Genomic DNA, 26,945 nt, shown 5'->3' on the forward strand with positions numbered 1-26,945 from the left:
CCCCGGTCGCTTCGGCCGGGGCTGCTTCCGTCAGGATGTCGGCATCACATAAGCGCACTCACGGGGGAACCCACGTCATGAGCTACAACCAGCCAGGCCCGTACGGCCAGCAGCCCCAGCAGCCCGGCCCGTACGGCCAGCAGCCGCAGGCCCCGCAGCCCGGCTACGGCTACCCCCCGCAAGCCCCGCAGGGAGTCCCCCCGCAGCAGCCGGGCCCGTACGGCCAGCAGCCCCAAGCCCCGTACGGGCAGCAGCCGCAGGTCCCCTACGGCCAGCAGCCGCAGCCTCCTTACGGCCAGCAGGCCCCCTACGGGCAGGTTCCGCCGCCCCCGCCGCAGGGTGGCGGCGGCAAGAAGACCGGCATCGTCATCGCCGCCGTGGTCGCGGTCGTGGCGGTCGCCGTGGGTGGCTACTTCGTCCTCGCGGGCGGTGACGACGACAAGGGCAAGGGCGGCGGCTCATCGGACGTGGCGGGCGGTGGCATCGGCGCGGGTGGCATCAAGGACGACGGCCCGCACAAGCTGACCACGCCGGCGATGGTGCTCTCCGAGTACAAGAAGGGCGAGGAGGGCACCAGCGGGTCCGGCATGACCTCCAGTGATGTCAGGGAAGCCGAGAAGCACGGCGTGCAGAACGCCAAGGACGTCGACGCGCAGTACGAGGCCGGTGACGAGGACAACCCGCTGTCGCAGAAGATCCTGCAGTTCAACGGCGTCTACGGCGACATAGCGGACCCGGAGAAGGTCGTCGACGCGATGTTCGGCGAGGCGGAGAAGAACGCCCAGGAGGGCGGCAGCGGCAGCAGCGGCGAGAAGATGACCCTGGTCGGCAGCCCCAAGTCGTTCTCCCCCGCGGGGCTCGACGGCGCGGTGCTCAAGTGCCAGGAGGCGAAGCTCGACTTCGGCTCTTCCTCGACCGGCAGCACCACGGGCCCCAGCGAGATGTCGATGGCGACCTGCATCTGGGGCGACAAGAGCACGCTGGGCATCGTGATCACCACGGATGTGGCGAACGCGATGGCCGGCAAGAGCGCCGACCTCGACGAGGCCGCGGACAAGACGGCCAAGTTCCGCAAGGAAGTCCGCGTCAAGCTCTGACAGTCGCGGAGCGACGACGTGCGCGTCGAGGTCAAGTAGGCGGCAGGGGAACGGAAAAGGGGCGCCCGGCGATCGGATCGCCGGGCGCCCCTCTCACGTACGTCACGTAGTCCTGGAAGCTACGCGGACTTCTGCTCGCCCCCAGACCCCGGACCCCGCGCGTCACGCGGCACCAGGGTCGGGTTCACGTTCGAGTGAACGACGTCCGCCGTGATGACCACACGGGCCACGTCCTTGCGGGACGGGACCTCGTACATCACCGACTGGAGGACTTCCTCCATGATGGCCCGCAGCCCTCGCGCGCCGGTCTGGCGCAGGATCGCCTGGTCGGCGATGGCCTCCAGGGCCTCACGCTCGAAGTCCAGCTCCACGCCGTCGAGTTCGAACAGGCGTTGGTACTGCTTCACGAGTGCGTTGCGCGGCTCCACCAGGATCTGGAGCAGGGCCTCGCGGTCCAGGTTGTGGACCGAGGTGATCACGGGGAGGCGGCCGATGAACTCCGGGATCATCCCGAACTTCACCAGGTCCTCCGGCATGATGTCCTCGAACCGGTCCTTCTCCTGGAGCTCGCGCTTGGAGTGGATCGTGGCGCCGAAGCCGATGCCCTTCGCGCCTGCCCGCGACTCGATGATCTTCTCCAGGCCGGCGAACGCGCCGCCCACGATGAAGAGCACGTTCGTCGTGTCGATCTGGATGAACTCCTGGTGCGGATGCTTGCGGCCGCCCTGCGGCGGGACGGAGGCCGTCGTGCCCTCCAGGATCTTCAGCAGGGCCTGCTGGACGCCTTCACCCGACACATCGCGCGTGATCGAGGGGTTCTCGCTCTTGCGAGCCACCTTGTCGATCTCGTCGATGTAGATGATGCCCGTCTCGGCCTTCTTGACGTCGTAGTCAGCGGCCTGGATGAGCTTCAGGAGGATGTTCTCGACGTCCTCGCCGACATAGCCGGCCTCCGTGAGCGCCGTCGCGTCCGCGATGGCGAACGGGACGTTCAGCATGCGCGCGAGCGTCTGCGCGAGCAGCGTCTTGCCGGAGCCGGTCGGGCCGAGCAGCAGGATGTTGGACTTGGCGAGTTCGATCGCGTCGTCACGGCCCTGTGCGCCGCCGGTCTCCCCGGCCTGGACCCGCTTGTAGTGGTTGTAGACCGCTACCGAGAGGGCTTTCTTCGCGGGCTCCTGGCCCACGACGTACCCCTCGAGGAATTCGTAGATCTCGCGAGGCTTGGGGAGTTCCTCCCAGCGCACCTCGCTCGTCTCCGCGAGCTCTTCCTCGATGATCTCGTTGCAGAGGTCGATGCACTCATCGCAGATGTACACACCGGGACCTGCGATGAGCTTCTTGACCTGCTTCTGACTCTTCCCGCAGAACGAGCACTTGAGCAGATCGCCGCCGTCACCGATGCGTGCCACGAGGTGCTTCCCCTTCGCCTGGGAGACGCCACGTTCAGCGACTCCTGGTGCCTCTATCTGACGGTACCTTGCCCGGCCCCCCGTTCGGGCCCCCCTTGGCACGGTTCACTTTGACGTGAACCGTGCCAGGGAACGGCAGATGCTACAGCGCTGCGTCAGACGACCGAGGAGTTGTTCATCTTCCGGGTGGAGATGATCTGGTCGACCAGGCCGTACGCCAGCGCGTCCTCGGCAGTGAGGATCTTGTCGCGCTCGATGTCGTCGCGGATCTTCTCGATCGGCGTCGTGGAGTGCTTGGCCAGCATCTCCTCGAGCTGCGAGCGCATCCGGAGGATCTCGTTCGCGGCGATCTCCAGGTCGGAGACCTGACCCCGGCCCGTCTCGCTGTAGGGCTGGTGGATCAGGACGCGCGCGTTCGGGAGCGCCATGCGCTTGCCCGGCGTACCGGCCGCGAGGAGCACGGCGGCGGCGGACGCGGCCTGGCCCATGCAGACCGTCTGCACGTCGGGCTTCACGAACTGCATCGTGTCGTAGATGGCCGTGAGCGCCGTGAAGGAGCCACCGGGGCTGTTGATGTAGATCGAGATGTCACGGTCGGGGTCCATCGACTCCAGGCACAGGAGCTGCGCCATGACGTCGTTGGCGGACGCGTCGTCGATCTGCACGCCGAGGAAGATCACACGCTCCTCGAAGAGCTTCGCGTACGGGTCGTACTCGCGCACGCCCTGCGAGGTGCGCTCGACGAAGCGCGGGATGACGTAGCGGGACTCGGCGCTCGGGCCGGTGTACTCGGCCTGGGCGCCCTCGTAGAGGCCGCTGCCGGGGAAGTTCTTCATCTCTGTAGGTCTCCTGAGGAGCGTGGGCTTGAGTCGGCTTCGAAGGGCTGAGCGGTGAGGCTCAGGCTCCGGTGCCGCCGCCGCCCGGCATGCTGGCCGCGTTGGGCATGATGTCGTCGATGAGGCCGTACTCCTTGGCCTCCTGCGGGTCGAACCAGCGGTCTCGGTCCGAGTCGCGGGTGACCTGCTCGACGGTCTGACCCGTGTGGAACGCGGTGAGGTCCGCCATCTTCTTCTTGGTGAGAAGGAGACGCTCGGCGTGGATCTTGATGTCCGACGCGGAGCCCGCGAGTCCTGCGGAGGGCTGGTGGATCAGGATCTCGGCGTTCGGCAGCGCGAAGCGCTTGCCGGGGGTGCCGGCGCTGAGCAGGAACTGGCCCATGGAGGCCGCCATGCCCATCGCGATCGTCACCACGTCGTTCTGGATGTACTGCATGGTGTCGTAGATCGCCATGCCGGCCGTGATGGATCCACCAGGGCTGTTGATGTAAAGGAAGATGTCCTTGTCCGGCTCAGCGGCAAGGAGCAGCAGCTGCGCCGTGATCTTGTTGGCGATGTCGTCGTCCACGGCCTGGCCGAGGAAGATGATCCGCTCGCCGAGCAGCCGGTTGTAGACCTGGTCGCCGAGGCCACCACCGATGGAGGGGTCGCCGGCGGCGGAGGGCATCAGATTCGTCACGTATCCACCTGCTCGTCTTACGACGGCGCCGGGCCGTCTCACGTCTTCTTCTGAGGCTTGGGACCCCGCGTGCTCGCCGCTCCGGGGCGGCTTCGGGGACTCCCCTGCCCTCGTATTCATGGACCCTAACGCGCGGGACCCTTCGGGGAATCCCGCAGAGTTCACTGTTCGCTGTGAGCGCAGGTAGCACACCGCCGGGAGCGCCCCGTAAGGGGCGCGGGGAACTGCGCGCTCAGCCCCCGCAGGGCCGCAGTCGCGACTGCCGCGGTACGCCCCACGGCGGGTGCGGCTCGTACGGGGTTGCTCGCGCAGTTCCCCGCGCCCCTAAGGCGCAGGGCCCCCGGGACTCGCGTCCCGGGGGCCCTGCGTACGTGCGTCAGAGCGAAGCTCAGGCTTCGGTCTTCTCCTCGGCGGGCTCGGAGGCCTCGGCCTGCTCGCCCTCGGCGGGAGCCTCTTCCTCGTCGTCGAGGTCCACGACCTCGCCGTTCGTGTCCTTGACCGTCGCGGCCTCCACGACGACCGCGAGGGCCTTGCCGCGGGCGACCTCGCCGACCAGCATCGGGACCTGGCCGCCTTCGACGACGGCCTGGGCGAACTGGTCGGGGGACATGCCGGAGGACTGCGCGCGACGCATGAGGTGCTCGGTGAGCTCCTCCTGGTTGACGTTCAGCTTCTCCTTGTTGACGAGCTCGTCGAGGACGAACTGCGTCTTGATGCCCTTCTCGGCCTGCTCCTTGGTCTCGGCGTCGAACTCTTCCTCGGTCTTGCCCTGGATCTCCAGGTACTTCGCGAGGTCGAGGCCCATCTGGCCGAGCTGGTGGTTCACCAGGTTGTGCTTGCGGGTCTCGATCTCGTCCGCGAGGAGCTTCTCGGGGACGGGGACCTCGACCAGCTCGAGCAGCTTCTCCAGGACGCGCTCCTGGGCCTGCGTCGCCTGGTCGTACTGCTTCATGTTCTCGAGGCGCTTGCGGCTGTCCGCCTTGACCTCGTCCAGGGTGTCGAACTCCGACGCGAGCTGCGCGAAGTCGTCGTCCAGGGCGGGCAGTTCACGGGCGGCGACCTGAGTGACCTTGACGGTCACCTCGGACTCCTTGCCCGCGGCGGAGCCGCCCTTGAGCTCGGAGGTGAAGGTGGCCTCGCCACCGGCCTCCAGGCCCTTGACGGCCTCGTCGATGCCTTCGAGGAGCTCGCCGGAGCCGATCGTGTAGGAGACGCCGGACGCGACGCCGTCCTCCAGGACCTCGCCCTCGACCTTGGCCTCCAGGTCCAGCGTCACGACGTCGCCGTCCTCGGCGGCACGCTCGACCGGCGAGGTGGACGCGAAGCGCTCACGGAGCTCCTCGACGGCCTTCTCGACGTCCTCGTCGCTGACCTCGACCGCGTCCACCTCGACCTCGATGCCCGAGTAGTCCGGGATCTCGATCGCGGGACGGATGTCGACCTCAGCGGTGAAGTTGAGGGTCTCGTTGTCCTTCAGCTCGGTGATGTCCACCTCGGGCTGGCCCAGGACGTTGAGCTCGGCCTCGTTGACGGCCTCGGTGTAGAACTTCGGGAGCGCGTCGTTGACGGCCTCTTCGAGGACGGCGCCGCGGCCGAACCGCTGGTCGATGACTCGGGCAGGGATCTTGCCCTTGCGGAAGCCCTTCACCGTGACCTGCTGGTTGATCTTCTTGTAGGCCGCGTCGAGGCTTTCCTTGAGCTCCTCGAAGGGCACCTCAACAGTGAGCCGAACCCGGGTCGGGTTCAGGGTCTCCACGGCGCTCTTCACGGTTCGGTCTCCTTGGGGCTGACTTCTTGGGATTGAGCCCGGCTAGAGACACACGGGCACACAGCTTGCATAGTAACGGCAAGCGGGAGCCGACCCACAATGCGATCTTGCGAGGGAGATCCTGGAAGAGATCCTGCTGGTCGGGGTGGCGGGATTTGAACCCACGGCCTTCCGCTCCCAAAGCGGACGCGCTACCAAGCTGCGCCACACCCCGTCGGTGCGACACGTAGGGTACATGCCCGCAGGCAGTGCGGCGCCCGCTTAATCGCGAGTACGTACGGGGTGTGCGGACAGGGCGTCCGACCCGCTACGATGCTTGCCGTGCCGCGGTCGCTGACCAGCAGAGTCCTCGATGTACTGTGGCGCGAGCTGTGCGGGTGTAGCTCAATGGTAGAGCACTAGTCTTCCAAACTAGCTACGCGGGTTCGATTCCCGTCACCCGCTCTGTGGCCTCCGGCCCGGTTCCTCGGAACCGGGCCGGAGGCTTTTCTGCGTCCCCGCGAGACCGCGCCGATCCCGGCCCGCCCGCGCCGTCAGAAGCTGATCGAGTTGATGGTCTCCGCCACCTCATTGAGGAAGCGATTTATGGAGGGGGCCATTCCGGTTGAGGCGAGGAAGAACCCGAAGAGCACCGCGACGATGGCGGGCCCCGCTTTGATCGATCCCCCACGGATCAGCACGATGAGGATGATCGCCAACAGCAACACCACTGACAGCGAAATGGCCACACTGATCACACCCTAGGTCGGTCTCTCCCCGGCCCGGGGGGTACGACCCCGCACACCCCCGCCAGGACCATCGTGCCACCAACGCGGCTTCCCTATGCGGCCGGTGACACATCGTCGGCCAACGCGACACGCGCCCGGCGCGGACGCGGCGCGCGGAGGCGCCCTTGGGGCACATGAACACCGCGCCCCCGCACGGGAATTCGAAGCCCGCGCGTGGCCGCTAATTCGGCTTGATCGTTTCCATTGCCACACAACTCGTTCGTCAGAAATTCGAATTGTTGCGGGCCGCACACCGACGACCCCACAAAGACCCGATCAATCGGACATTCCACCAGAGTCGCCTGCGGGCGTTATGCGGCGTTTAAGGGGGATGAGTTGTGACGTACTGGACATCCGGCTCGTTGTATCAAGGGTGCCAGGAGGTCAATCTCTGTACATCTCCGTGTCGACTTCGATGATTTCCGGGGTACCCGGACCGTAATAGCCCTGATCCGTCTGTGATTGAGCTGACAGCCGAGTTGGGGGTTTTACGAATACACAGGAGCGACGCTAGGGTGCCTCAGATGTTCCACGCTGCCACCATCCCCGCAAGCGCAGTGCGGTCCAGGATCGTCTCACCGAGCTCTTGGTGGGAGGGCCTGTGACGAACTCGGTTCAACCGCACGGCCGCCACCGGGCGCCGCTCCCCCCGGCACATGTGCCCGCGGACGGAGTACCAGGCCCCCGCGCCCCCCAGTCCACCATGGCCGCGACCGTTCCCCACGCCCCGGCCGGCACCACCGCTCGCCCCGCCCCGACGGGCCACCCCGGCTCCACGGGCCACCTCGGTTCCACGGGCAGATCCGCATCCACGGGTCAACCCGCCAAGCAGCGCGACTCGTTCTTCGACAACGCCAAGTACCTGGCGATCGTCCTGGTCGCGATGGCGCACGCCTGGGAGCCGCTGACCGACGGCAGCCGCGCCGCAGAGGCGCTGTACATGACCGTCTACACCTTCCACATGCCGGCGTTCATCCTCATCTCCGGTTACTTCTCGCGCAGCTTCGACATGCGGTCCGACCGCCTCAAGCGCCTGGTGACCGGCATCGCCGTGCCGTACGTCATCTTCGAAGTCGCGTACACCTTCTTCAAGCGCTACGCGGACAACGATCCGACGCAGCCGATCAGTCTGCTCGACCCCTGGTACCTCACCTGGTTCCTGGTCGCGCTCTTCGTCTGGCGTCTGACGACCCCGCTGTGGAAGCTGGTCCGCTGGCCGATTCCGCTCGCGCTCGCCATCGCGGTGCTCGCCACGATCTCCCCGGACATCGGCGACGACCTCGACCTGCAGCGCGTGCTGCAGTTCCTGCCCTTCTTCGTGCTCGGCCTCTTCATGAAGCCCGAGTACTTCCAGCTGGTGCGGCGGCGCGAGGTGCGGCTGCTCTCCATCCCGATCTTCGCGAGCGCGCTGCTTCTCGCGTACTGGGCAGGCCCGCGGATGACGTCGGCCTGGTTCTACCGCCGGGACAGCGCACAGGAGTTGGGTGCGCCGTGGTGGGCCGGTGTCGTGATGACGCTGGCGCTGTTCGGCTGCTCGGCCATCCTGACCGCGTGCTTCTTCGCGTGGGTTCCGCGTCGGAAGATGTGGTTCACGGTGCTCGGCGCGGGGACGCTGTACGGCTACCTGCTGCACGGCTTCCTGGCCAAGGGCTCGCGCTTCTGGGGCTGGTTCGACGAGTACGACTGGATGCACACGCCCGCCGGGCAGGTGCTCGTGTCGTTGATCGCCGCGGCTGTGGTGACGCTTCTCTGTACGCCTCCGGTGCAGCGGATGTTCCGTTTCGCCATGGAGCCGAAGATGGAGTGGGCGTTCAAGCGGGATGCCGCGGCGTTGGCCCGGGAGCGGGCCAAGGCTTCCTCCTAGCGCTGCGACCGGGCGCCCAGTAGGGCGCGCATGTTCGCGTATTTCTCCGTGAGGCGATCACGGGTCGGCCCGTCTAGCTCTGCTAGGCGGGCCGGATCTGCGTTGTGGGCCAGGTCCGCCTCCTTGACGAGGTGGGCGCCGGGGGTTTCGAGGATGCGGGTGGCGTAGGCCTCGGGGGGTTCGTCCGCCCTCTTGGTGAGGGCTCGCACGATGTCCTTCGTACGTTGCGTGAGAGGCGCGTCCCGCAGCCACTCCTCGGTGAGGGCATTGTCCTCGACGGCGTCGTGGAGCCAGGCCGCGGCGATCTGTTCCTGGGAGCCGCCTCGGGCCGCGACTCCCTCTGCCACGGCTTGCAGGTGCTCCGTGTAGGGGCGGCCCGCCTTGTCCTTCTGGGTGGCGTGGGCCTGGCGGGCGATTGCTTCTACCTCGGGGAGGGTGAGGAGGGGGCTGGGGTTCATGGGGAGATCTTCCCCAACCCCGCCCCTTCCCGAAAACCCGCTCTGGCGCGGGGGCCTTGCGTGCCGTCATCACCGGCTCCGCCGAGTTCGTCCTCAAACGCCGGACGGGCTGGATTTCCAGCCCGTCCGGCGTTTGAGGACAAGGCCCCCGCGCCGAGCGGGTTTTCGGGAAGGGGTGGGGTTGGGGAAAATTCAGGCCCTTTCCTTCAGCGCCGCCCTCGCCGGCAAAGCCGTTGCCGCCAGGCCCAGGGCCAGCGTCGCCGCCACGAACGAGCCGTAGACCAGCGGTGGGATGTACGGGGACTCGCCCGTCAGGCCGTTCATCATGGGGATCAGCGTCGCCAGTGCGATGGCCGAGCCGATCGCGATGCCCGCGCTCGCGACCAGGAGTGCCTCCCAGCGCACCATCCGCATGACCTGGCGCCGGGTGGAGCCGATGAGGCGCAGCGTGCCGAGTTCGCGGCGGCGGTCGAGGACCGTCATCACCAGGGTGTTGACCGCGGCGATCGCCGCGAACCCGCCGAGTACGGCCGCCATCACCGTGTTCGCCCAGGCGTTGACCGCCCGGTCCGTGGACTGCGCGGTGGCGTAGTCGTCGCGGTCCTGGAGGGTGCCGAAGGCGGTGAGGGCGGTGAGGGCGGTCTGCGAAGACGTGCCCCTCGTCCAGATCTCCGAGGAGAAGGGCGAGGTCAGGTGCTCCTTCAGGTCCGGCGCCGGGAGCGTTACCTGGGAGAGCCCCATGCCTCGGTCGTACGTGGCGACGACCTTCCGCGTCGCCTTCGAGCCGTCCGGCATCCGCAGGGCCAGCCGCTCACCCGTCCTCACGTTCGCGGAGTCCGCGAGCTTCGCGTCGATGGCGATCTCGCCCTTGCCGAGCGCCGCCATCGTGCCCGTCCTGACGCCCAGGTCCTGGACCTTCGCCAGGTCACGGGGGGAGCCGGTGACGCCCTGGGCCGACGCGCTCTCCAGCCAGCGGTCGCCGCCCGAGCCCACCGGCACCAGGACGGAGGTCTTGAGCAGGCCCACGGCTGATGTGACCCCGGGGGCCTGCCCGGCCTTCGCCACCCCGTCGGGCGTCGCGCCCGCTCCCGCGGCGGTGACGATGTGGTCCGCGGTGATGCCCTCGCGCTGCTGGTCGGCGGCCACACGGTCCTCGCTGGTGTGCATGAAGACGAGCGTGGACGAGAACGCCATCGCCAGGACGATCGGGGTGATCGCCGAGGCCAGCCGGCGGGCGTTCGTACGGGAGTTGGCCGCCGCCAGCGAGGCGGACGCGCCCGCGCCGCGCAGCGGAAGTCCGAACAGGGCCGCGCAGCCGCGGGCGACCAGCGGGCCGAGCAGGGCCACGGCGAGCATGAACAGCATGACGATGCCGAGCGCCACGTTGGCCGCGTCGTCGCCCGTCAGGGACGAGGCGATCCCGGCGAGGACGCAGCCGCCGACGGCCGCCGCGATCCCCAGCGGCGTACGGATCCAGCCGAAGCGCGGGCGTTCCACGGAGGACTCGCTCAGGGCCTGGCCCGGCCGGATGCGGGAGGGGCGGCGGGCCGCCATGTAGCCGGAGACCAGGGCGGTGAGCACGGCGACGCCGACCGCCGAGACCAGCGGGATGAACGAGATGGACAGGTCCAGGGCCTCGGGGATGGCTCCCCTGTCCTTGAGCTGGCCGAACCACCAGCGGGCCAGGGCGATGCCGGGCAGCACGCCCACCGCTCCCGCGAGGGGCGCGACGAGCAGGGCCTCCGTGGCGATGGTGCGGCGGATCTGGCGGGGCGTCGTACCGATGGCCCGCAACAGCGCGTACTCCCGGGCTCGTTGGCCGACGGAGAGCGCCACGGTGCCGGCCGCGGTGAACATGGCGACCATGGTGGCGATGCCGCCGAAGGAGCCTCCGAGGCCGGTGAGCATCTCCTGGGCGTAGGCGAGTTCGGAGCCCTCGGCCTCGCTGCGGTCGTCGCCGGTGTGGACGTCCGCCTTGCCGCCGACGGCGTGCGCCACCTGGGACTTGAGGGCGGCGTCCGTGACTCCGTCCTTGGGCAGGACGGCCACGGCGTCGATGCGGCCGGGGTGGCCGGAGAGCCGTACGGCGTCGGAGTCGGTGAACCAGGCGGTGAGTGCGCCCGGCCCGGCTTCTACGGTGCCGGAGATCCGGAAGGCGCGCGGCCCGTCCGCCGTGGTGAGCGTGGTGCGCTCGCCGACGGACGCGCCGGGCGCGGCGATGACGACCTCGCCGGGGTGCGGGGCGCGGCCCGCGGTCAGTTTCTCGCCGGTGAAGGCGGTCGAGCCCCAGCCGTGCGCGGTGACTTCCCTGCCGCCGGACTGCACCGGGAAGGTGACGTCCGGGACCGCGGTACGCGCTCCGGGGGCCGAACCCGCCTTCACCAGGGAGTTGTCGATCCGGGCGCGGTCGGGCAGTGGCGTGGCCGTGTCGGAGCGGCTTTCACCGCTGCCCGTGACGAAGTGGGCGCGCTGGTCGGCGGCGGCCACCACGGGGGCGTTCGCGTACCGGGTGGGAGGCACCGATGCGCGCGCTCCCGTCTCCAGGAGGATGCCGCAGGCGGACACGATCAGCGCGGCCATCATCAGCGCGACGAACGTGCCCACGAAGGCGGCGGGTTTGAAGCGGATGGCGGCGCGGGCGAGGCCGTTGGGCATCGGGTTCTCCGGGGTTTGTGGGCGCCCCGAAAGGGGCGCGGGGAACTGCGCGACCAGCCACATCCGGCCGGCGGGTGTACTCAGGCCGCGGCAGCTGCGTGCACCGGAGCCGTCAGGGTCGTCATACGCCTAGCGATCTCGGCCGCGGATGCCCGCTCAAGGCGGTCCACGATCGCGCCGTCGGCGAGGAACAACACCCGGTCCGCATAAGCCGCGGCAGCGGGATCGTGGGTGACCATGACGACCGTGGCGCCCATGCCGTCGACGGCCGAGCGGAGCAGGGTGAGGATCTCGGCGGCCGTGGTGGTGTCCAGGGCGCCGGTCGGCTCGTCGGCGAAGATCACGTCCGGGTTCGTGACCAGGGCGCGGGCGATGGCGACGCGCTGCTGCTGGCCGCCGGAGAGTTCTCCGGGGCGGCGCTTGCGCTTGTCGGGGCCGAGGCCGACGCGGGCCAGGACATCGGCGGCCCTGCGGCGGTCGGGGCGGTGGCCCGCGAGGCGCATCGGCAGGACGACGTTCTGCTCGGCGGTCAGCGAGGGCAGCAGGTTGAAGGCCTGGAAGACGAAGCCGAGGCGGGTGCGGCGCAGCGCGGTCAGCTTGTTCTCGCTCATGGACGTGATCTCCGTGCCGCCCAGGCGCACCGTGCCCTCGCTCGGGCGATCGAGTCCGGCGGCGCACTGCAGGAACGTGGACTTGCCGGAGCCCGAAGGCCCCATGACGGCGGTGAAGCTGCCGCGCTCCAGGGCGAGATCGATGCCGCTGAGGGCGTGCACGGCGCCGGATCCCCTGCCGTACCTGCGGCGCACGCCGTGCAGTTCGACGGCCCAGTCGGCGCCGCGGGGTGCCTCGCCGGGGAGCGGGGGCGTCGGGGGCATCGGTGGCACCGCCGAACTGCCCTCGCCGGTTCGCCTTTTGCGCCGCAGCCCCATGGCTTCGTCCACCTTCCGTCCGTACGCCCTGATCGATATCTCGAACGTACGGATTCGGGGTGCTGTGAACCATGAGGGTCCCCGGCGGACCTGGGGTGGGGAGAACCCCACCACCGGTCGTCAAAGGTTGCTCCGTCAATCGTTTGGTAAGCTAACTATTGACGCGTTCTTGACGCGCCCTTTGCTATTCGGATGCGGTGGGTGCGTCGCCGACCACCAGGAGGAACGGGCCCATCGGACACGCAGACACCCTGATAGCCATGGGCGGCGCCTTTCTCGCCGCCGCCGTGCTCGCCCGTCTGGGCGGCCGCATCGGACTCCCCACCATTCCGCTCTTCATCCTGGCCGGGATCCTCCTCGGCCCCCACACTCCCGGCGTGGTCCTGCTCTCCGACCCCCACGACCTGGAGATGCTCTCGGCGCTCGGCCTGGTGCTGCTGCTCTTCTACCTGGGCCTCGAGTTCCACATGGACGACCTCAAGACGGGCGGCCGCAAGATGGCCCTCGCCGGAGGGACGTATCTCGCGCTGAACGTCGGCGCGGGCCTCGGCTTCGGATTCGCCCTCGGCTGGGGCACCTCCGAGGCTCTGGTCCTCGCCGGGGTGCTCGGCATCTCGTCGTCGGCGATCGTCACCAAGGTGCTCGTCGACACCGGACGGCTCGGCAATCCGGAGACGAAGCCGATCCTCGGCATCATCGTCGTCGAGGACATCTTCCTGGCGCTCTATCTGGCGGCGCTGCAGCCGGTCCTGTCCGGCGCCGACAGCCTCGCCGCGGCCGTCATGGACGGCGGCAAGGCCTTCGGCTTCCTGCTGCTTCTCGCCCTCGTGGCGCGCTTCGGCACGAAGGTCGTCGGGCGGCTCATGGACACCCGTGACGACGAACTACTCGTCATCTCCTTCCTCGGCGCCGCCGTCTTCGTCGCCGGAGTCTCGGAGTGGTTCGGGGTCGCGGACGCGATCGGCGCGTTCATGGTCGGCCTGATGGTGGGCAGCACGGCGTCCGGCGAACGCGTCCGCAAACTGGTGCACCCCTTGCGGGATGCGTTCGGGGCGATCTTCTTCTTCGGCTTCGGCCTCTCCATCGACCCGGGCGACCTGCCCACGGTGCTCTGGCCGGTGCTCGCCGCCGTGGCCGTGACGCTGCTGATGAACGTCCTCGCGGGGCTCGGGGCAGCACGCATCTACGGGTTCGGGGCAGGACCCGCGGCGAACATCTCCACCACCCTGCTCGCCCGCGGAGAGTTCGCCCTGATCCTGGCGACCATGGCGGCCACCGCAGGCCTCGACGAGCGGCTCTCGCCATTCATCGCGGGGTACGTGCTGCTGCTCGCGGTGCTCGGGCCGCTGGCCGCGGGACGCTCGAAGTGGCTTGCCCGCATCCTGCCGGGCGGGCGCGATCCGATGCGCGAACCTGAGCCCGAGTTGTCAGGCGCCCGCTGACGGCTCCCGGCAGATCAGGAGCAGCGCCCGGTCGTCGTTCACGTCCTTCGCCACCGCCTCGATCAGATGCCACGCGGCGCCGTGGAAGCCGCCCGCCACATAGCGGTCGGCTTCCCCGGTGAGGCGGTCGATGCCCTCGCTGATGTCGCGGTCGGAGGTCTCGACGAGGCCGTCCGTGAAGAGCATCAGGACGTCGCCGGGGCGCAGGGAGCCCTTCACCGGGTCGAACTGCGCCCCGTCGTACACCCCGAGGAGCGGCCCCTCGGCGGCCATCTGCTCCCAGCGGCCGTTGCCCGCGCTGAGCTGGAGGCCCGGCGGGTGGCCCGCGGTGAAGAGTTCGTAGTCGCCGCTCTCCAGGTCAAGGACCAGGTGGATGGAGGTCGCGAAGCCCTCGTCCCAGTCCTGGCGCAGGAGGTAGCCGTTGGCGGCGGTCAGGAACGCGTGCGGCGGGAGCGAGCCGAGCAGGCCGCCGAAGGCGCCCGACAGGAGCAGGGCGCGGGAGCCCGCGTCCATGCCCTTGCCGGAGACGTCCGTGAGGACGACCTCCAGGGTGCGGCCGCCGTTCGTGCGGGCCGCGACCACGAAGTCGCCGGAGAAGGACTGGCCGCCCGCGGGCCGCAGGGCCATCTCGCGGTGCCAGCCGCGGGGCAGCTTCGGCAGCTTGCTCTGTACGCGGATCCGTTCGCGCAGGTCGAACAGCATCGTTCCGCCGCCGCGCCACGGCACGCCGACCCTGCTGCGGAACTGCGCGATGATCAGCCCGAAGAATCCGCAGGCCGCGACCACCAGGACCACGCCGGGCGTGACCCGGGACGCCCCTTCCGTGTACGGGCCCAGCTGGATGGACTCCACGATGAGCGCGGCGGCGGCCGTCGCGTACAGGCCGAGCAGGCTGGAGGGCCGGAGCAGCAGACCGCCCGCCACGATGGGCAGGACGAGCGCGGAGGGCGCGAACCAGACGTTGTTGACGATGGTGAAGAAGGTGATCACCGGGATCGTGACGAGCAGGCCGGCGAGCGCGATCCAGTCCGAGCCGTCGCCTCTGAAGTAGTCCACCCCGGATTTGCGCAGCCCTATGCGAGCCCGGTGGATCCGCTTCTTCATCCGGGCTGTGAACGTCTCGGCTTCCGCACGCCTGCCTGCCATTGCTCCCGGACCCTATCCACCGGGCCAGGCACTTCGCACGGGAGGTGCCGGTTGTCCCCCGTCAGGGGCATGCTGTCGGCGCGCGTAAATCCTGTCGCTCTGTCCGCTTCACCCTGGTAGGCATGGCATATGACGACGGAATTGCGGGAGTTGCGCCAGGAAGACTGGGACGAGTACTACGGCACCTTGGAGCTCGCCTTCGGTGGCGTCGCCGAGGCGCCGGAGGAGCATGAGCTCTGGAACGCGCTGACCGAGTTCGACCGGTTCTTCGGCACCTGGGAGGGCGGGACCTGCGTCGGCACGACGGGAGCGTTCAGCTTCCGCCTCTGCGTGCCGGGCGGCTCCCTGGTGGACGCCGCCGGTGTGACGATGGTCAGCGTCGCGGCGACGCACCGGCGGCGCGGAATCCTGACGTCGATGATGCGGCGCCAGCTCGACGACGTCCGCGCGAAGGGCGAGTTCCTGGCCGTGCTCACGGCCTCCGAACCCGCCATCTACGGCCGGTTCGGGTACGGCGCGGCGACGTTCGCGGCGAAGGCCGAGATCGACACCTCACGCGTGAGCCTGTCGGCGCCGCCCGGTACGGATGACGTAGGGCTGCGCTACGCCAAGCCCGCCGACGTCCACGAGGCGTGCGAGGAGCTGTACGCGCGCCGGGTGAGCGAGCGGCCGGGAATGCTGGCCAGGCAGCCGGGCTGGGAGCGGCTCGGCCTGCTCGACCCGGAGAGCGAGCGGCACGGCGCATCGCCGCTGCAGTGCGTGGTCGCCGAGCGCGACGGGGAGCTCGTGGGGTACGCGCGCTTCCAGGTGAAACCCGACTGGGACATGGCGGGCCCCAAGGGCACGGTCCGGCTGCGTGATCTGGAGGCCGACGACCCGGCGGCGTCCGCGGCGCTGTGGCGGTTCCTCTTCGGCATCGACCTGACGTCGACGGTCGAGGCGCACAGCCGCCCGACGGACGACGCGGTGTTCCACCTCGTCTCGGACCTGCGGCGCTGCCGGATCCAGGTGCGGGACTCGCTCCACGTACGCCTGGTGGAGGTGGCGGCGGCGCTGGAGGCGCGCACCTACCGGACGCCGGTGAACGTGGTCCTTGACGTCGAGGACGCCTTCTGCTCCTGGAACGCGGGCCGTTGGCGGCTGACGGGCGACCTGAAGGGCGCGACCTGCGAGCGCACCGACGACGACGCCGATCTCGCCCTGTCCGTACGGGACTTGGGCTCGGCCTACCTCGGCGGCGTGTCCCTGACGTCACTGGCGGCCGCGGGCCGGGTACGGGAACTGCGGCCCGGCGCCCTGACCGAGGCGGCACTGGCCTTCGGCTCGGACGTGGCGCCGTGGCTGCCGCACGGGTTCTAGCCGGGGGCTCCGGGCGGGCCCGGCAGCGCTGCCTTGGCCTTGCGCGTGGCCAGATACAGGGCTAGCAGCCAGCCGATGACGGAGACGCCGAGCACGAGGTTGACGACCAGGACGAGCCAGCGGTTGTCGATGCCCCGGTTGAAGGCGATGAGGGACGGCAGGAGGAAGAGCGCCAGGCTGACCAGCGCGAACAGGGTGGCGCCCAGTAGGCCGATGCCGGTGAACATGGTCAGCCGCTCTTTCGTCGGGGCCGGCTCGGCCGGCGGGGCCGCTGGCACTTCGGGCACCAGAAGAGATTGCGGGCGGCGAGATCGGCGGTGCGGATCTCGCCGCCACAGATGTGACAGGGCATCGTGGCCCTGCGGTACACGTACACCTCGCCGCCGTGGTCGTCCACGCGCGGCGGACGGCCCATCGCCTCCGGCGTGTGTTCGGGCCGGACGGTGTCGATGCGATTGAGGCGTACGCCCTCGCGCATCAGGGCGACCAGGTCCTCCCAGATCGCCGTCCACAGGGCGGGCTTGATGTCCTTGCCCAGGGTGTACGGGTCGATGCCGTGCCGGAAGAGGACCTCCGCGCGGTAGACGTTGCCGACGCCCGCGACGACCTTCTGGTCCATGAGGAGGGCGGCGATGGTGGTGCGGCTGCGGGAGATGCGGTGGTAGGCCTTCTCCGGGTCGTCCGCCGCCCGGAGGGGGTCGGGGCCGAGCCGGGCGTGTATCGCCTGCTTCTCCTCGTCCGTGATCAGGGCGCAGGTCGTGGGGCCGCGGAGGTCGGAGTGGTACGCGTCGTTCAGGAGCCGCAGGCGGACGGTGTCCGTGGGGGGCGGGGCCGGGGTCTCGCCGAGGGCGTACTTGCCGAAGAGGCCGAGGTGGATGTGGATCCAGCCGGTGTCCGCGAAGCCGAGGAAGAGGTGCTTGCCGTGGGCTTCGGCGGTGTCCATCTCCTGACCGTCGAGCAGGGCCGCGCTGTCGGAGAACTTGCCCTGGGGGCTGGTGATCTTCAGAGGGCCGCGGCGTTCGAAGCGGGCGCGGTGGTCCTCCGCGAGGCGGTGAATGGTGTGCCCTTCCGGCACGGGTCCCTCCGGGGGTGGGTGCGGCAAGATCGCCTTCAGGGCTCGTCCTCAAACGCCGGACGGGCTGGAAGTCCAGCCCGTCCGGCGTCCGTGGAACCCCCGTGGCCTCGCTACTGCTGCGGGTGGTGTGCCGGGATCGGGGGCAGCTCACCCGTGGTCTCGTACGCCGACAGCATGTCGATCCGCCGAGTGTGACGCTCTTCACCCGAGTACGGCGTCGACAGGAAGATCTCGACGAACTTCGTCGCCTCTTCCCGCGAGTGCATCCGGCCGCCGATCGACACCACGTTCGCGTCGTTGTGCTCACGCCCGAGCGCGGCCGTCTGCTCGCTCCAGGCGAGGGCGGCACGCACCCCCTTCACCTTGTTCGCGGCGATCTGCTCGCCGTTGCCGGAGCCCCCGATCACGATGCCGAGCGACTCGGGGTCCGCCGCCGTCTTCTCCGCGGCGCGGAGGCAGAAGGGGGGGTAGTCGTCCTGGGCGTCGTAGATGTGGGGCCCGCAGTCGACGGGCTCATGGCCGTGGCTCTTGAGCCACTCGACCAGGTGGTTCTTCAGTTCGTAGCCGGCATGATCCGAGCCGAGGTACACGCGCATGCGACTGAGTGTGGCACGTCACGGGGCGGGTAGCGGCGTCCGGGGGCAGGACCTTGGTCACCAAGGTCTGGGCCATCGGGCCGGAATATCACGATCCGGAGTCAGGACTTCCGTCACGTACACCCCTGAGTTTGAATGCGGGGGCTCGTGACCCGAGAACTTAAGGATTCGTCCATGACCTCGCAACCCTCCCTTGCGAAGGCAGACCGCAACCCCGCCGATCCTGGGGATTCGCAGTCTGGAGACACCGGTGACGGCCTGCAGGCCGGGCTGAAGAACCGCCACCTCTCCATGATCGCCATCGGCGGTGTCATCGGAGCGGGACTCTTCGTCGGCTCCAGCTCCGGCATCGCCGCCGCCGGGCCCGCCATCCTCGTGTCGTACGCCCTCGTCGGCACGATGGTCGTCCTCGTGATGCGGATGCTCGGCGAGATGGCCGCCGCACGGCCCACCTCCGGCTCCTTCTCCACCTACGCGGACCAGGCGCTCGGCCGCTGGGCCGGTTTCTCCATCGGCTGGCTCTACTGGTTCTTCTGGGTCGTCGTGCTCGCGGTGGAGGCCACCGCAGGCGCCGTCATCCTCAACGGATGGATACCGGCCGTCCCGCAGTGGGGCTGGGCGCTCATCGTGATGGTGGTGCTCACCGCGACGAACCTCGTCTCGGTCGGCTCCTACGGCGAGTTCGAGTTCTGGTTCGCCGGGATCAAGGTCGTCGCCATCGGCGGCTTCGTGATCATCGGCCTGCTCGCCGTCTTCGGCGTGCTGCCCGGCTCCGACAACCCCGGCGCCGGATTCGCGCACCTCACCGACGCGGGCGGATTCATGCCGCAGGGTGCGGGCGCGATCCTCACGGGTGTGCTGATGGTCGTCTTCTCGTTCATGGGCTCCGAGATCGTCACGCTGGCCGCCGGTGAGTCCGAGGACCCGCAGCGCGCCGTCACCAAGGCCACCAACAGCGTCATCTGGCGTATCGGTGTCTTCTACCTGGGCTCGATCTTCGTCGTCATCACGCTGCTTCCGTGGAACGACAAGTCGATCGTCAAGGACGGCTCGTACGTCGCCGCGCTGAACTCGATCGGCATCCCGCACGCCGGCCAGGTCATGAACGTCATCGTCCTGACGGCCGTGCTCTCCTGCCTCAACTCCGGTCTCTACACCGCTTCTCGTATGGCGTTCTCGCTCGGCCAGCGCGGTGACGCGCCGAAGTCCTTCGCGCGCACCAACAAGCGTGGTGTGCCGCAGACCGCGATCCTCGGGTCCGTCGTCTTCGGCTTCGTCGCCGTCTGGTTCAACTACCAGTGGAAGGACACCGTCTTCGACTTCCTGCTGAACTCGTCGGGCGCGGTGGCCCTGTTCGTCTGGCTGATGATCGCGTTCACGCAGCTGCGGATGCGCGGGATCATCCTGCGCGAGCAGCCGGAGAAGCTCGTCGTGAAGATGTGGCTCTTCCCGTACCTGACCTGGGTCACGATCGCGATGATCTCGTTCGTGCTGGTCTACATGCTGACCGACGAGACCGGACGCAAACAGGTCCTTCTCTCGCTGCTCGCGGCGGCGTTCGTGGTCGTCTTCTCCCTGGTACGCGAGAAGGTGCGGCCCCGCGACGCGGCGGAGTCCGCTGCCACCACCGACTCGGTGGACGCCTAGCAGCTTCCCTCCACCCCCCGACGGTGGCGCGGCAGACGCGCCCGCCACCGTCGGGGGGTGCGCGCGTTCCGGGCGGCCCGTTCGCGAAGGCTGCTGCGAAAACTTGACGGCGGATGTCAGGTTTTGCCGGGAAGCTCTGTGCGTCAGCAGCGCTTCTTGGAGGATCACCGTGGACTTCACCGCTCAGCGACTCGTGTTCCGGCCCGGCGACGACGGGTACGGCGAGGAGATCGCCGGATTCCAGACCGGGTTCACGCAGCGGCCCGCGATCGTGTTCGGGGCCGTCGGCGCCGATGACGTCGTCGCCGCCGTGTCTTACGCCGCGCAGGCGGGTCTGCCCGTCGGCGTCCAGGCCACCGGGCACGGGCTTCCGGGCTCGTCGGACGGTGGCGTACTGATCAGCACCCGGCGGATGGACTCCGTCCGGGTGGATGCCGACGCGCGCACGGTCACCGTCGGGGCGGGTGTCCGCTGGGGTCAGGTCATCGAGGCCGCGGCGGCGTACGGGCTCGCCCCGCTGAACGGTTCGGCGCCGGGTGTGGGCGCCGTCTCGTACACGCTGGGTGGTGGACTCGGCATCCTGGCACGGGAGTTCGGGTACGCGGCCGACCACGTCCGGTGGCTCGACGTCGTGACGGCGGACGGCACTCTGCGGCACGTCACGGCTCACAGCGAGCCCGAGCTCTTCTGGGGGCTGCTGGGCGGCGGCGCGAACCTCGGGGTAGTGACGGCCCTGGAGATCGGTCTCGTGCCGGTGGCGCGGGTCTACGGCGGGGCGATCGACTTCGACGGCCGTGAGGTCGACCCCGGCAGCATCCTGCGGGCGTACGAGGCGTGGACGCGGACGGTGCCGGAGGAGCTGACCTCGTCGGTGGCGGCCCTCGTCTACCCGGACATGCCGCAGCTGCCGCCCCCTCTGCGGGGCCGCTACCTCGTCACGGTCCGGGTCGCCTGGACGGGCTCCGCGGCGGAGGGCGAACGGCTCGTGGCGCCGCTGCGGGAGATCGGGCCCGCCGTGTCGGACTCGATGCGGGAGATGCCGTACACCGAGAGCCACACGATCCACAGCGACCCCGACTTCCCGCACTCCTACTGCGGGGACAGCGTGCTGGTGGAGGGCGAGCTGGATCTCGCGGCGGCGAGTGAGCTCCTGACGATGACCGGTCCGGACGCCGAGAAGATGCACGTCGTCCAGATCAAGCAGCTGGGCGGTGCCCTTGCGAAGCCCGCGGGGAACGCGGTGCCCTACCGGGACGCGGGGTGGGTGGTGGGAGTGCTCTCGCCGCTGGAGGGAACGAGTCTCGACGCCGTGCGGGCCGTGCAGGAGCGGGCGTTCGAGCTGTTCGCGGGTGAGGGGCGGCTGCTCAACTTCGCGTTCGGCGCCGGGGACCGGGGCGCGTCTCAAGACACAGGCGACGGTCTGTACGACGCCGGTACGCGAAAGAGGCTCGCCGAGCTGAAGGCCACGTACGACCCGGCGAACCTCTTCAGGCGGAACTACGGCGTGGGGAACGCCGGTTGAGCTAGCGGTCGAGCAGCTTCCACGCCGTCGGCAGCGCGCCCATCGCGAGCGCGGCCTTGAGGGCGTCGCCGATCAGGAACGGCGTGAGCCCGGCGGCGACGGCCTGGGTCAGCGACATGCCGGTCGCTGCGGCGAGGTACGGGACGCCGACCGCGTAGATGATCGCCGAGCCGAGCACCATCGTGCCCGCGGTGCGCAGGACCGAACGGTCGCCGCCGCGGCGGGCGAGGGCGCCGGCCACGGTCGCGGCGAGCAGCATGCCGAGGACGTAGCCGAGGGACGGCGCGGCGACGCCGGAGCCCGCCTCCGCGAACCACGGCATACCGGCCATGCCGACGAGCGCGTACACCGCGAGGGAGAGGAAGCCGCGGCGGGCGCCGAGGGCGGTGCCGACGAGGAGAGCGGCGAAGGTCTGCCCGGTCACCGGCACGGGGGAACCGGGGACGGGCACGGCGATCTGGGCCGCGATGCCGGTGAGGGCGGCGCCGCCGATGACGAACGCCGCGTCCTTCGCGCGGGACGCGGGCAGCAGGTCCGCGAGGACCTGGCCGGGACGGGAAGAGACGGCGGCGATGCTCATCGGGACTCCGCGGGTTATGGGACGGGCAGTTGGGACCCCGCGACGCTATCTCAGGCGGGGGCGCCTCTCACGGTGTGCGGGTGACAAGGTGCGGGGCACCTTGTTCGTGGGTTCTGGACAATAGGCGGCGCCCACCCCCTGCGGGAGCGTGATGCTCGTCACTGAGGTCGACGGCGCTTTGGGCCCGCTTTGCGCGGGGGGCCGCACCCCAGCGACACTGTAGGTTCCCGCCAAGCCTTTGTGATCCCGAGAGCAGCGCTGAGCACCATGCACGACGCACCCCTGCCCCTGACGGGCACGGAACCCGAACCGCTCGGCGGCGGGCTGAAGCAGCGCCACCTCACCATGCTCGGGCTCGGCGGCGTCATCGGAGCCGGGCTCTTCGTGGGCTCCGGGGCCGGGATCGCCGTCGCCGGGCCCGGCATCGTCGTCTCGTACCTCATCGCCGGCGCGCTCGCGATGTGCGTGATGCGGATGCTCGGCGAGATGTCGGCCGCGATGCCCGCCTCCGGGTCCTTCTCCGTGCACGCCGAGCGTGCGCTCGGCCGCTGGGCGGGGTTCAGCGTCGGGTGGCTCTACTGGTTCCTGCTGGTCGTCGTCCTCGCCGTGGAGGCGACCGGCGCCGCGCAGATCGCCAACGGCTGGGCGCCGGGTGTGCCGCAGTGGGCCTGGGTGCTCATCTTCATGCTGGTGTTCACCGCGGCCAACCTCGCCGCCGTGAAGAACTTCGGCGAGTTCGAGTTCTGGTTCGCCGCCCTGAAGGTCTTCGCGATCGTCGCGTTCCTGATCCTCGGGCTGCTCGCGGTCTTCGGCGTGCTGCCGGACACCGACCCCGTGGGCCTCACCAACCTCACCGGACACGGCGGTTTCCTGCCCAACGGCTGGGAGGGCGTGACGTCCGGGGTGCTCGCCGTCGTCTTCGCCTTCGGCGGCCTGGAGGTCGTGACGATCGCCGCGGCCGAGTCCGACGACCCGGTGCGCTCGGTCTCCCGCGCCGTGCGCAGCGCCGTCTACCGCATCCTCTTCTTCTACGTCGGCTCGATGCTCGTCATCGTGACGGTGCTGCCCTGGACGGCGGAGCAGGCGGGCGTCAGTCCCTATGTGACGGTCCTGGACTCGATCGGCGTGCCGTCGGCGGGCACGATCATGAACATCGTGGTGTTCGTGGCGCTGCTCTCGGCGCTGAACGCCAACCTGTACGGCTCGTCCCGGATGGTCTTCTCGCTGGCCGAGCGCGGCGAGGCCCCGAAGGCGCTCCTGAAGGTGTCCGGCGGCGGGGTGCCGCGTCGTGCCGTCCTCGCGTCGGTGGCCTTCGGCTTCGTCTCCGTCGTACTGAATCTGAAGTGGCCCGACTCGGTCTTCCTCTACATGCTCAACGCGGTCGGCGCGGTGCTCCTCTTCGTGTGGGCGCTGATCGCGGTCTCGCAACTGCGGCTGCGGCGGCGCATCGAGCGTGAGGCACCGGAGCGGCTCGTCCTGCGGATGTGGGCGTTCCCGTATCTGACGTGGGCGGCGCTCGCGGCGATGGCGGCCGTGCTCGGCCTGATGCTGACCGACGACGCGGCGCGGCCCCAGCTGCTCTGGTCGGCGGGCGCGACGGGTCTGGTTCTCGCGGTCGCGGGTCTACGGGAGTGGCGCGAGGTGCGCAGGACAAGGGTGTGAACATCCAGTGCCGACACCTTCACAAAGTGTGAGCGTCGTGTCCGTATAGCGGTCAGGTGTTCCCTGTCAGCGGTACCGGACTTCAGACTGTGGGCCGCTCGCTCACCCCGCTGTGGGCCGCTCGCTCACCCCGCTCAGCTCCCCCGTCTCAGCTACTGAACAGGGCACGCCCATGTCTCGGACGTCCACCCCCAAGGACGCAGCACCCGACGCGGCCCCCGAGGCCCCCAAGGTCGACTCACCGCTCGTCCACGGCCTCAAGCAGCGGCACCTCTCCATGATCGCCCTCGGTGGCGTCATCGGCGCCGGGCTCTTCGTGGGCTCCGGAGCGGGCATCGCCGCGGCCGGCCCCTCGATCGTCCTCGCCTACGCGATATCCGGCGCGCTCGTCATGCTCGTGATGCGCATGCTCGGCGAGATGTCGGCGGCGAACCCGGCGTCCGGTTCCTTCTCGGTCCACGCCGAGCGGGCGATCGGCCCGTGGGCGGGCTTCACCGCGGGCTGGGGCTTCTGGTTCCTGCTCTGCGTGGCCGTCGGGCTCGAAGGCATCGGCGCCGCGAAGATCATGGTGGGGTGGTTCCCCGAGAGCCCCGAATGGGTCTGGGTCGCGCTCTTCATGCTGGTGTTCTGCGGGGCCAACCTGACGGCCGTGAAGAACTTCGGCGAGTTCGAGTTCTGGTTCGCCGCCCTGAAGGTCGGCGCGATCGCGCTCTTCCTGGGCATCGGCGTCCTGGCGATCCTCGGCATCCTGCCCGGCTCGGACGTCTCCGCTCCCGGCACGGCCAACCTCACCGGCGAGGGCGGGTTCATGCCGAACGGCACGGACGGCCTGATCATCGGCCTCCTCGCCTCCGTCTTCGCGTACGGCGGTCTGGAGACCGTCACGATCGCGGCGGCGGAGTCCGAGAACCCGGTCCGAAGCGTCGCCAAGGCCGTGCGCACGGCGATGTGGCGCATCGCCCTCTTCTACGTCGGCTCGATGCTCGTCGTCGTCACGCTGCTCCCCTGGGACAACAAGGAAGTCGTCGCGAAGGGCCCGTACGTCGCCACGCTCGACCACCTGGGCATCCCCGGCGCCGGCCAGATCATGAACGTCATCGTCCTGATCGCCCTGCTCTCCGCGATGAACGCCAACATCTACGGCGCATCGCGCATGTCGTACTCCCTGATCGCGCGCGGCCAGGGCCCCAAGGTGCTCGGCCGCGTCGACAGCGGCGTCCCGCGCCTCGCGGTCCTCGCCTCCTCGGTCTTCGGCTTCGTCTGCGTCCTGCTCAGCTACTGGCGCCCCGACGACGTCTTCCCGTGGCTCCTGAACATGATCGGCGCGATGATCCTGGTCGTCTGGATCTTCATCGCCGTCTCGCAGCTGATCCTGCGCCGCAGGACGGAGCGCGACGAGCCGCAGAAGCTGGTCGTGAAGATGTGGGCCTACCCGGTCCTGACGTGGGTCGCGCTCGCCGCGATGGCGTACATCTTCTACCTGATGACGGAACAGCCCGACACGCGCAAGCAGCTCCTGGCCACGGGCACGCTGACGCTGGTGCTCGCGGTGATCGGCTTCGTCCGGCAGAAGACGGCGGAGAAGCGGGCGGCTGTCGCCGCCGAGTAGCGGCAGCAACGCGAAGAGGGCCCCGAGTCGACCGACTCGGGGCCCTCTTCGCGTTTCCTCCCTCTCCCCCGCCTCCGGTCCTAGGACGAAGGGCTGATCAACTCCGGCCTGCTCCTGCTGCTAGCCTGCACTTGCATATAGATTGCAATAAGCGTTGCACCACAGCAGAGCAGCAGTCGGAGGGCTCGGATCATGGCCATTTACACGCTTCCAGAACTTCCGTACGACTACGCGGCGCTCGAGCCGGTCATCAACCCCCAGATCGTCGAGCTGCACCACGACAAGCACCACGCGGCGTACGTGAAGGGCGCGAACGACACCCTTGAGCAGCTGGAGGAGGCGCGCGACAAGGAGTCCTGGGGCGCCATCAACGGCCTGGAGAAGAACCTGGCCTTCCACCTCTCCGGCCACATCCTGCACAGCATCTACTGGCACAACATGAACAGCCCGAAGGACGGTGGCGGCGGCGAGCCGCTGGCCGCGGACGGGGTCGGCGACCTCGCGGACGCGATCACCGAGTCCTTCGGCTCCTTCGCCAAGTTCAAGGCGCAGCTGACCAAGGCCTCGGCGACCACGCAGGGTTCGGGCTGGGGCGTGCTCGCCTACGAGCCGCTCAGCAACCGCCTCATCGTCGAGCAGGTCTACGACCACCAGGGCAACGTCGGCCAGGGCTCGACGCCGATCCTGGTCTTCGACGCCTGGGAGCACGCCTTCTACCTGCAGTACAAGAACCAGAAGGTCGACTTCATCGACGCCATGTGGGCCGTCGTCAACTGGCAGGACGTGGCCAAGCGTTACGCGGCCGCGAAGCAGCGCGTGAACAGCCTGCTGCTCGCTCCCTGAGCCTGCCCCTGAAACGCCCCGCCTCGTGATCGTCTTCTCAACCTTCGCCGAGGCAGGCGGATAGACGAAAGGCCCCCGTGAGGACATGACTCACGGGGGCCTTTCGGTGCGCGGGGTTCCGGGGGACCGTAGGCCCATGTCGGACCCTTCCAAGCGCTGCCTCAGCTGTGGTGACAGCTTCCAGTTGTTCCGCTGGCTCAACGACGCGGAACTGGCCTACGTCGTCTCGAAGGTGGGCCGTGCGGAGGCCGGGACCTTCCGGCGCTGCACACACCCGGGCTGCCTGCGCGTCCAGCCGCACTTCGCCTTCAAGCGCGGCTTCCGCCTCCCCGAGCAGTTCCGCTAGTCGAAGATCGGTCCCTGCTTGCGCGTGCGCTTGATCTCGTAGAAGCCGGGCGTGGACGCGACCAGGAGCGTGCCGTCCCAGAGCCTGGCCGCGGCCTCGCCCTTGGGGGCGGGCGTCACGACCGGGCCGAAGAAGGCGACCTGCTCGCCGTCCGCGCCGGGGACCGCGATCACGGGCGTGCCCACGTCCTGGCCGACCATGTCGATGCCCTCCTGGTGGGAGGCGCGCAGCTGGGTGTCGTACTCGTCCGAGTCCGCGTACTCCGCGAGCTCCTCGGGCAGGCCGACATCCTTGAGCGCGGCGACGATCGCCTCGCGGGTCGGGCCCTCGCCCTGGTTGTGGAAGCGGGTACCGAGGGCGGTGTAGAGCTTGCCGGTGTAGTCGTCGCCGTGCTTCTGCTGGGCGGCGATGACCACGCGGACCGGGCCCCAGGCCTTGTTCTCCAGCATGTCGCGGTACTCCTCGGGCAGCTCGTCGAGCCTGTCCTCGTTCAGCACCGCGAGGCTCATGACATGCCAGCGGACCTCGACATCGCGGACCTTCTCCACCTCGAGCATCCAGCGCGAGGTCATCCAGGCCCAGGGGCACAGCGGGTCGAACCAGAAGTCGACGGGGGTCTTGCCTTGCTTGCCGGACTTGCCGTTCTCGGACATGTC

24 protein-coding genes and 2 tRNA genes are annotated in these 26,945 nt (G+C 69.3%); 11 read left to right on the forward strand and 15 right to left on the reverse strand.

All coding sequences use genetic code 11. The features are described from left to right. The first annotated feature begins 77 nt into the window (after positions 1-77). On the forward strand, positions 78-1,097 hold the full coding sequence (locus ACIBCK_RS04465) for a hypothetical protein (protein WP_399386619.1): 1,020 nt from the start codon (positions 78-80) through the stop codon (positions 1,095-1,097). Between the two features lie 119 nt (positions 1,098-1,216). Here ACIBCK_RS04465 and clpX read toward each other — a convergent pair whose 3' ends face one another. The 5 genes from clpX to ACIBCK_RS04490 all read right to left on the reverse strand — a co-directional run bounded on the left by clpX (position 1,217) and on the right by ACIBCK_RS04490 (position 6,003). Further along, a complete protein-coding gene (gene clpX / locus ACIBCK_RS04470) occupies positions 1,217-2,506 on the reverse strand; it encodes an ATP-dependent Clp protease ATP-binding subunit ClpX (protein WP_399386621.1) in 1,290 nt (429 codons plus the stop codon). A 155-nt stretch (positions 2,507-2,661) separates the two neighbouring features. Next, positions 2,662-3,342 carry an ATP-dependent Clp protease proteolytic subunit gene (locus tag ACIBCK_RS04475; protein WP_363211198.1) on the reverse strand — a complete coding sequence of 227 codons (681 nt, stop codon included), beginning with the start codon at positions 3,340-3,342 and terminating at the stop codon, positions 2,662-2,664. Between the two features lie 61 nt (positions 3,343-3,403). Then, a complete protein-coding gene (locus ACIBCK_RS04480; protein ID WP_202122057.1) occupies positions 3,404-4,009 on the reverse strand; it encodes an ATP-dependent Clp protease proteolytic subunit in 606 nt (201 codons plus the stop codon). Between the two features lie 400 nt (positions 4,010-4,409). After that, positions 4,410-5,789, reverse strand: a complete 1,380-nt coding sequence (tig, locus tag ACIBCK_RS04485) for a trigger factor (RefSeq protein WP_399386623.1) — start codon at positions 5,787-5,789, stop codon at positions 4,410-4,412. A 137-nt stretch (positions 5,790-5,926) separates the two neighbouring features. Next, positions 5,927-6,003: transfer RNA gene (locus ACIBCK_RS04490), tRNA-Pro, on the reverse strand. 159 nt (positions 6,004-6,162) lie between these two features. Between ACIBCK_RS04490 and ACIBCK_RS04495 the strand changes: the two genes are divergently transcribed. Beyond that, positions 6,163-6,233: transfer RNA gene (locus ACIBCK_RS04495), tRNA-Gly, on the forward strand. A gap of 89 nt (positions 6,234-6,322) precedes the next feature. Here the strand turns inward: ACIBCK_RS04495 and ACIBCK_RS04500 are convergent. After that, entirely contained in the window at positions 6,323-6,517 is a 195-nt protein-coding gene (locus ACIBCK_RS04500) for a hypothetical protein (protein ID WP_160505028.1), read from the reverse strand. A 640-nt stretch (positions 6,518-7,157) separates the two neighbouring features. On the opposite strand from ACIBCK_RS04500, the gene ACIBCK_RS04505 reads away from it, so the two are divergent. Next, positions 7,158-8,420: an acyltransferase family protein gene (locus ACIBCK_RS04505; protein ID WP_399386625.1), complete on the forward strand. Its 1,263-nt coding sequence runs from the start codon at positions 7,158-7,160 to the stop codon at positions 8,418-8,420. Here the strand turns inward: ACIBCK_RS04505 and ACIBCK_RS04510 are convergent. From ACIBCK_RS04510 to ACIBCK_RS04520, 3 genes are all read right to left on the reverse strand, one after another. Next, entirely contained in the window at positions 8,417-8,878 is a 462-nt protein-coding gene (locus tag ACIBCK_RS04510) for an HD domain-containing protein (protein ID WP_399386626.1), read from the reverse strand. The two genes, ACIBCK_RS04505 and ACIBCK_RS04510, sit on opposite strands and share 4 nt — an antisense overlap. 192 nt (positions 8,879-9,070) lie before the next feature. Continuing rightward, positions 9,071-11,533, reverse strand: a complete 2,463-nt coding sequence (locus tag ACIBCK_RS04515; RefSeq protein WP_399386627.1) for an FtsX-like permease family protein — start codon at positions 11,531-11,533, stop codon at positions 9,071-9,073. An 80-nt stretch (positions 11,534-11,613) separates the two neighbouring features. Further along, positions 11,614-12,408: an ABC transporter ATP-binding protein gene (locus ACIBCK_RS04520; RefSeq protein WP_399386628.1), complete on the reverse strand. Its 795-nt coding sequence runs from the start codon at positions 12,406-12,408 to the stop codon at positions 11,614-11,616. 314 nt (positions 12,409-12,722) lie between these two features. Between ACIBCK_RS04520 and ACIBCK_RS04525 the strand changes: the two genes are divergently transcribed. Beyond that, positions 12,723-13,904 carry a cation:proton antiporter gene (locus tag ACIBCK_RS04525; protein ID WP_399386630.1) on the forward strand — a complete coding sequence of 394 codons (1,182 nt, stop codon included), beginning with the start codon at positions 12,723-12,725 and terminating at the stop codon, positions 13,902-13,904. Here ACIBCK_RS04525 and ACIBCK_RS04530 read toward each other — a convergent pair. Continuing rightward, positions 13,890-15,050, reverse strand: a complete 1,161-nt coding sequence (locus ACIBCK_RS04530; RefSeq protein ID WP_399386632.1) for a PP2C family protein-serine/threonine phosphatase — start codon at positions 15,048-15,050, stop codon at positions 13,890-13,892. The genes ACIBCK_RS04525 and ACIBCK_RS04530 overlap by 15 nt on opposite strands. Positions 15,051-15,179: 129 nt before the next feature. Between ACIBCK_RS04530 and ACIBCK_RS04535 the strand changes: the two genes are divergently transcribed. Next, the gene (locus ACIBCK_RS04535) at positions 15,180-16,409 is read left to right on the forward strand and encodes a GNAT family N-acetyltransferase (protein WP_399386634.1); all 1,230 of its coding nucleotides are present in this window, start codon (positions 15,180-15,182) and stop codon (positions 16,407-16,409) included. Here the strand turns inward: ACIBCK_RS04535 and ACIBCK_RS04540 are convergent. From ACIBCK_RS04540 to ACIBCK_RS04550, 3 genes are all read right to left on the reverse strand, one after another. Next, positions 16,406-16,636 carry a superinfection immunity protein gene (locus ACIBCK_RS04540; RefSeq protein WP_367041902.1) on the reverse strand — a complete coding sequence of 77 codons (231 nt, stop codon included), beginning with the start codon at positions 16,634-16,636 and terminating at the stop codon, positions 16,406-16,408. The genes ACIBCK_RS04535 and ACIBCK_RS04540 overlap by 4 nt on opposite strands. A gap of 2 nt (positions 16,637-16,638) precedes the next feature. Further along, positions 16,639-17,484 carry an Fpg/Nei family DNA glycosylase gene (locus ACIBCK_RS04545; RefSeq protein WP_399386636.1) on the reverse strand — a complete coding sequence of 282 codons (846 nt, stop codon included), beginning with the start codon at positions 17,482-17,484 and terminating at the stop codon, positions 16,639-16,641. A 110-nt stretch (positions 17,485-17,594) separates the two neighbouring features. Continuing rightward, on the reverse strand, positions 17,595-18,080 hold the full coding sequence (locus tag ACIBCK_RS04550; protein ID WP_399386638.1) for a ribose-5-phosphate isomerase: 486 nt from the start codon (positions 18,078-18,080) through the stop codon (positions 17,595-17,597). A gap of 174 nt (positions 18,081-18,254) precedes the next feature. Between ACIBCK_RS04550 and ACIBCK_RS04555 the strand changes: the two genes are divergently transcribed. Both ACIBCK_RS04555 and ACIBCK_RS04560 read left to right on the forward strand, forming a co-directional pair. Continuing rightward, positions 18,255-19,727: an amino acid permease gene (locus ACIBCK_RS04555; RefSeq protein WP_399386640.1), complete on the forward strand. Its 1,473-nt coding sequence runs from the start codon at positions 18,255-18,257 to the stop codon at positions 19,725-19,727. Positions 19,728-19,896: 169 nt separating this feature from the next. Then, positions 19,897-21,249: an FAD-binding oxidoreductase gene (locus tag ACIBCK_RS04560; protein WP_399386642.1), complete on the forward strand. Its 1,353-nt coding sequence runs from the start codon at positions 19,897-19,899 to the stop codon at positions 21,247-21,249. Position 21,250: 1 nt separating this feature from the next. On the opposite strand, the gene ACIBCK_RS04565 is transcribed toward ACIBCK_RS04560, so the two are convergent. Then, positions 21,251-21,829: a biotin transporter BioY gene (locus ACIBCK_RS04565; protein ID WP_367041911.1), complete on the reverse strand. Its 579-nt coding sequence runs from the start codon at positions 21,827-21,829 to the stop codon at positions 21,251-21,253. Positions 21,830-22,096: 267 nt separating this feature from the next. Here ACIBCK_RS04565 and ACIBCK_RS04570 point away from each other — a divergent pair, with 267 nt between their 5' ends. The 4 genes from ACIBCK_RS04570 (at position 22,097) to ACIBCK_RS04585 (ending at position 26,289) form a co-directional block, all read left to right on the forward strand. After that, on the forward strand, positions 22,097-23,491 hold the full coding sequence (locus tag ACIBCK_RS04570) for an amino acid permease (RefSeq protein ID WP_399386644.1): 1,395 nt from the start codon (positions 22,097-22,099) through the stop codon (positions 23,489-23,491). Between the two features lie 172 nt (positions 23,492-23,663). Next, positions 23,664-25,100, forward strand: coding sequence for an amino acid permease (locus ACIBCK_RS04575; protein WP_399386646.1), 1,437 nt, complete (start codon positions 23,664-23,666; stop codon positions 25,098-25,100). 192 nt (positions 25,101-25,292) lie between these two features. Then, the gene (locus ACIBCK_RS04580; RefSeq protein ID WP_367041917.1) at positions 25,293-25,943 is read left to right on the forward strand and encodes a superoxide dismutase; all 651 of its coding nucleotides are present in this window, start codon (positions 25,293-25,295) and stop codon (positions 25,941-25,943) included. Between the two features lie 136 nt (positions 25,944-26,079). Continuing rightward, the gene (locus ACIBCK_RS04585; protein WP_399386649.1) at positions 26,080-26,289 is read left to right on the forward strand and encodes a hypothetical protein; all 210 of its coding nucleotides are present in this window, start codon (positions 26,080-26,082) and stop codon (positions 26,287-26,289) included. Here ACIBCK_RS04585 and ACIBCK_RS04590 read toward each other — a convergent pair. Beyond that, entirely contained in the window at positions 26,286-26,942 is a 657-nt protein-coding gene (locus ACIBCK_RS04590) for a DsbA family protein (RefSeq protein ID WP_399386650.1), read from the reverse strand. The two genes, ACIBCK_RS04585 and ACIBCK_RS04590, sit on opposite strands and share 4 nt — an antisense overlap. Between the last annotated feature and the right edge of the window lie 3 nt (positions 26,943-26,945).

The organism is Streptomyces sp. NPDC051218 (genome assembly GCF_044455475.1).
In the GTDB taxonomy this organism is placed as follows: Bacteria; Actinomycetota; Actinomycetes; order Streptomycetales; family Streptomycetaceae; genus Streptomyces.

Bases quoted from the DNA above. Each gene is read 5' to 3' on its own strand.
- ACIBCK_RS04465 (WP_399386619.1), top strand. From the start codon at position 78: ATGAGCTACAACCAGCCAGGCCCGTACGGCCAGCAGCCCCAGCAGCCC.
- ACIBCK_RS04475 (WP_363211198.1), bottom strand. From the start codon at position 3,342: ATGAAGAACTTCCCCGGCAGCGGCCTCTACGAGGGCGCCCAGGCCGAG.
- ACIBCK_RS04480 (WP_202122057.1), bottom strand. From the start codon at position 4,009: ATGCCCTCCGCCGCCGGCGACCCCTCCATCGGTGGTGGCCTCGGCGAC.
- ACIBCK_RS04510 (WP_399386626.1), bottom strand. From the start codon at position 8,878: ATGAACCCCAGCCCCCTCCTCACCCTCCCCGAGGTAGAAGCAATCGCC.
- ACIBCK_RS04515 (WP_399386627.1), bottom strand. From the start codon at position 11,533: ATGCCCAACGGCCTCGCCCGCGCCGCCATCCGCTTCAAACCCGCCGCC.
- ACIBCK_RS04520 (WP_399386628.1), bottom strand. From the start codon at position 12,408: ATGCCCCCGACGCCCCCGCTCCCCGGCGAGGCACCCCGCGGCGCCGAC.
- ACIBCK_RS04525 (WP_399386630.1), top strand. From the start codon at position 12,723: ATGGGCGGCGCCTTTCTCGCCGCCGCCGTGCTCGCCCGTCTGGGCGGC.
- ACIBCK_RS04530 (WP_399386632.1), bottom strand. From the start codon at position 15,050: ATGGCAGGCAGGCGTGCGGAAGCCGAGACGTTCACAGCCCGGATGAAG.
- ACIBCK_RS04535 (WP_399386634.1), top strand. From the start codon at position 15,180: ATGACGACGGAATTGCGGGAGTTGCGCCAGGAAGACTGGGACGAGTAC.
- ACIBCK_RS04540 (WP_367041902.1), bottom strand. From the start codon at position 16,636: ATGTTCACCGGCATCGGCCTACTGGGCGCCACCCTGTTCGCGCTGGTC.
- ACIBCK_RS04550 (WP_399386638.1), bottom strand. From the start codon at position 18,080: ATGCGCGTGTACCTCGGCTCGGATCATGCCGGCTACGAACTGAAGAAC.
- ACIBCK_RS04555 (WP_399386640.1), top strand. From the start codon at position 18,255: ATGACCTCGCAACCCTCCCTTGCGAAGGCAGACCGCAACCCCGCCGAT.
- ACIBCK_RS04565 (WP_367041911.1), bottom strand. From the start codon at position 21,829: ATGAGCATCGCCGCCGTCTCTTCCCGTCCCGGCCAGGTCCTCGCGGAC.
- ACIBCK_RS04570 (WP_399386644.1), top strand. From the start codon at position 22,097: ATGCACGACGCACCCCTGCCCCTGACGGGCACGGAACCCGAACCGCTC.
- ACIBCK_RS04575 (WP_399386646.1), top strand. From the start codon at position 23,664: ATGTCTCGGACGTCCACCCCCAAGGACGCAGCACCCGACGCGGCCCCC.
- ACIBCK_RS04580 (WP_367041917.1), top strand. From the start codon at position 25,293: ATGGCCATTTACACGCTTCCAGAACTTCCGTACGACTACGCGGCGCTC.
- ACIBCK_RS04585 (WP_399386649.1), top strand. From the start codon at position 26,080: ATGTCGGACCCTTCCAAGCGCTGCCTCAGCTGTGGTGACAGCTTCCAG.
- ACIBCK_RS04590 (WP_399386650.1), bottom strand. From the start codon at position 26,942: ATGTCCGAGAACGGCAAGTCCGGCAAGCAAGGCAAGACCCCCGTCGAC.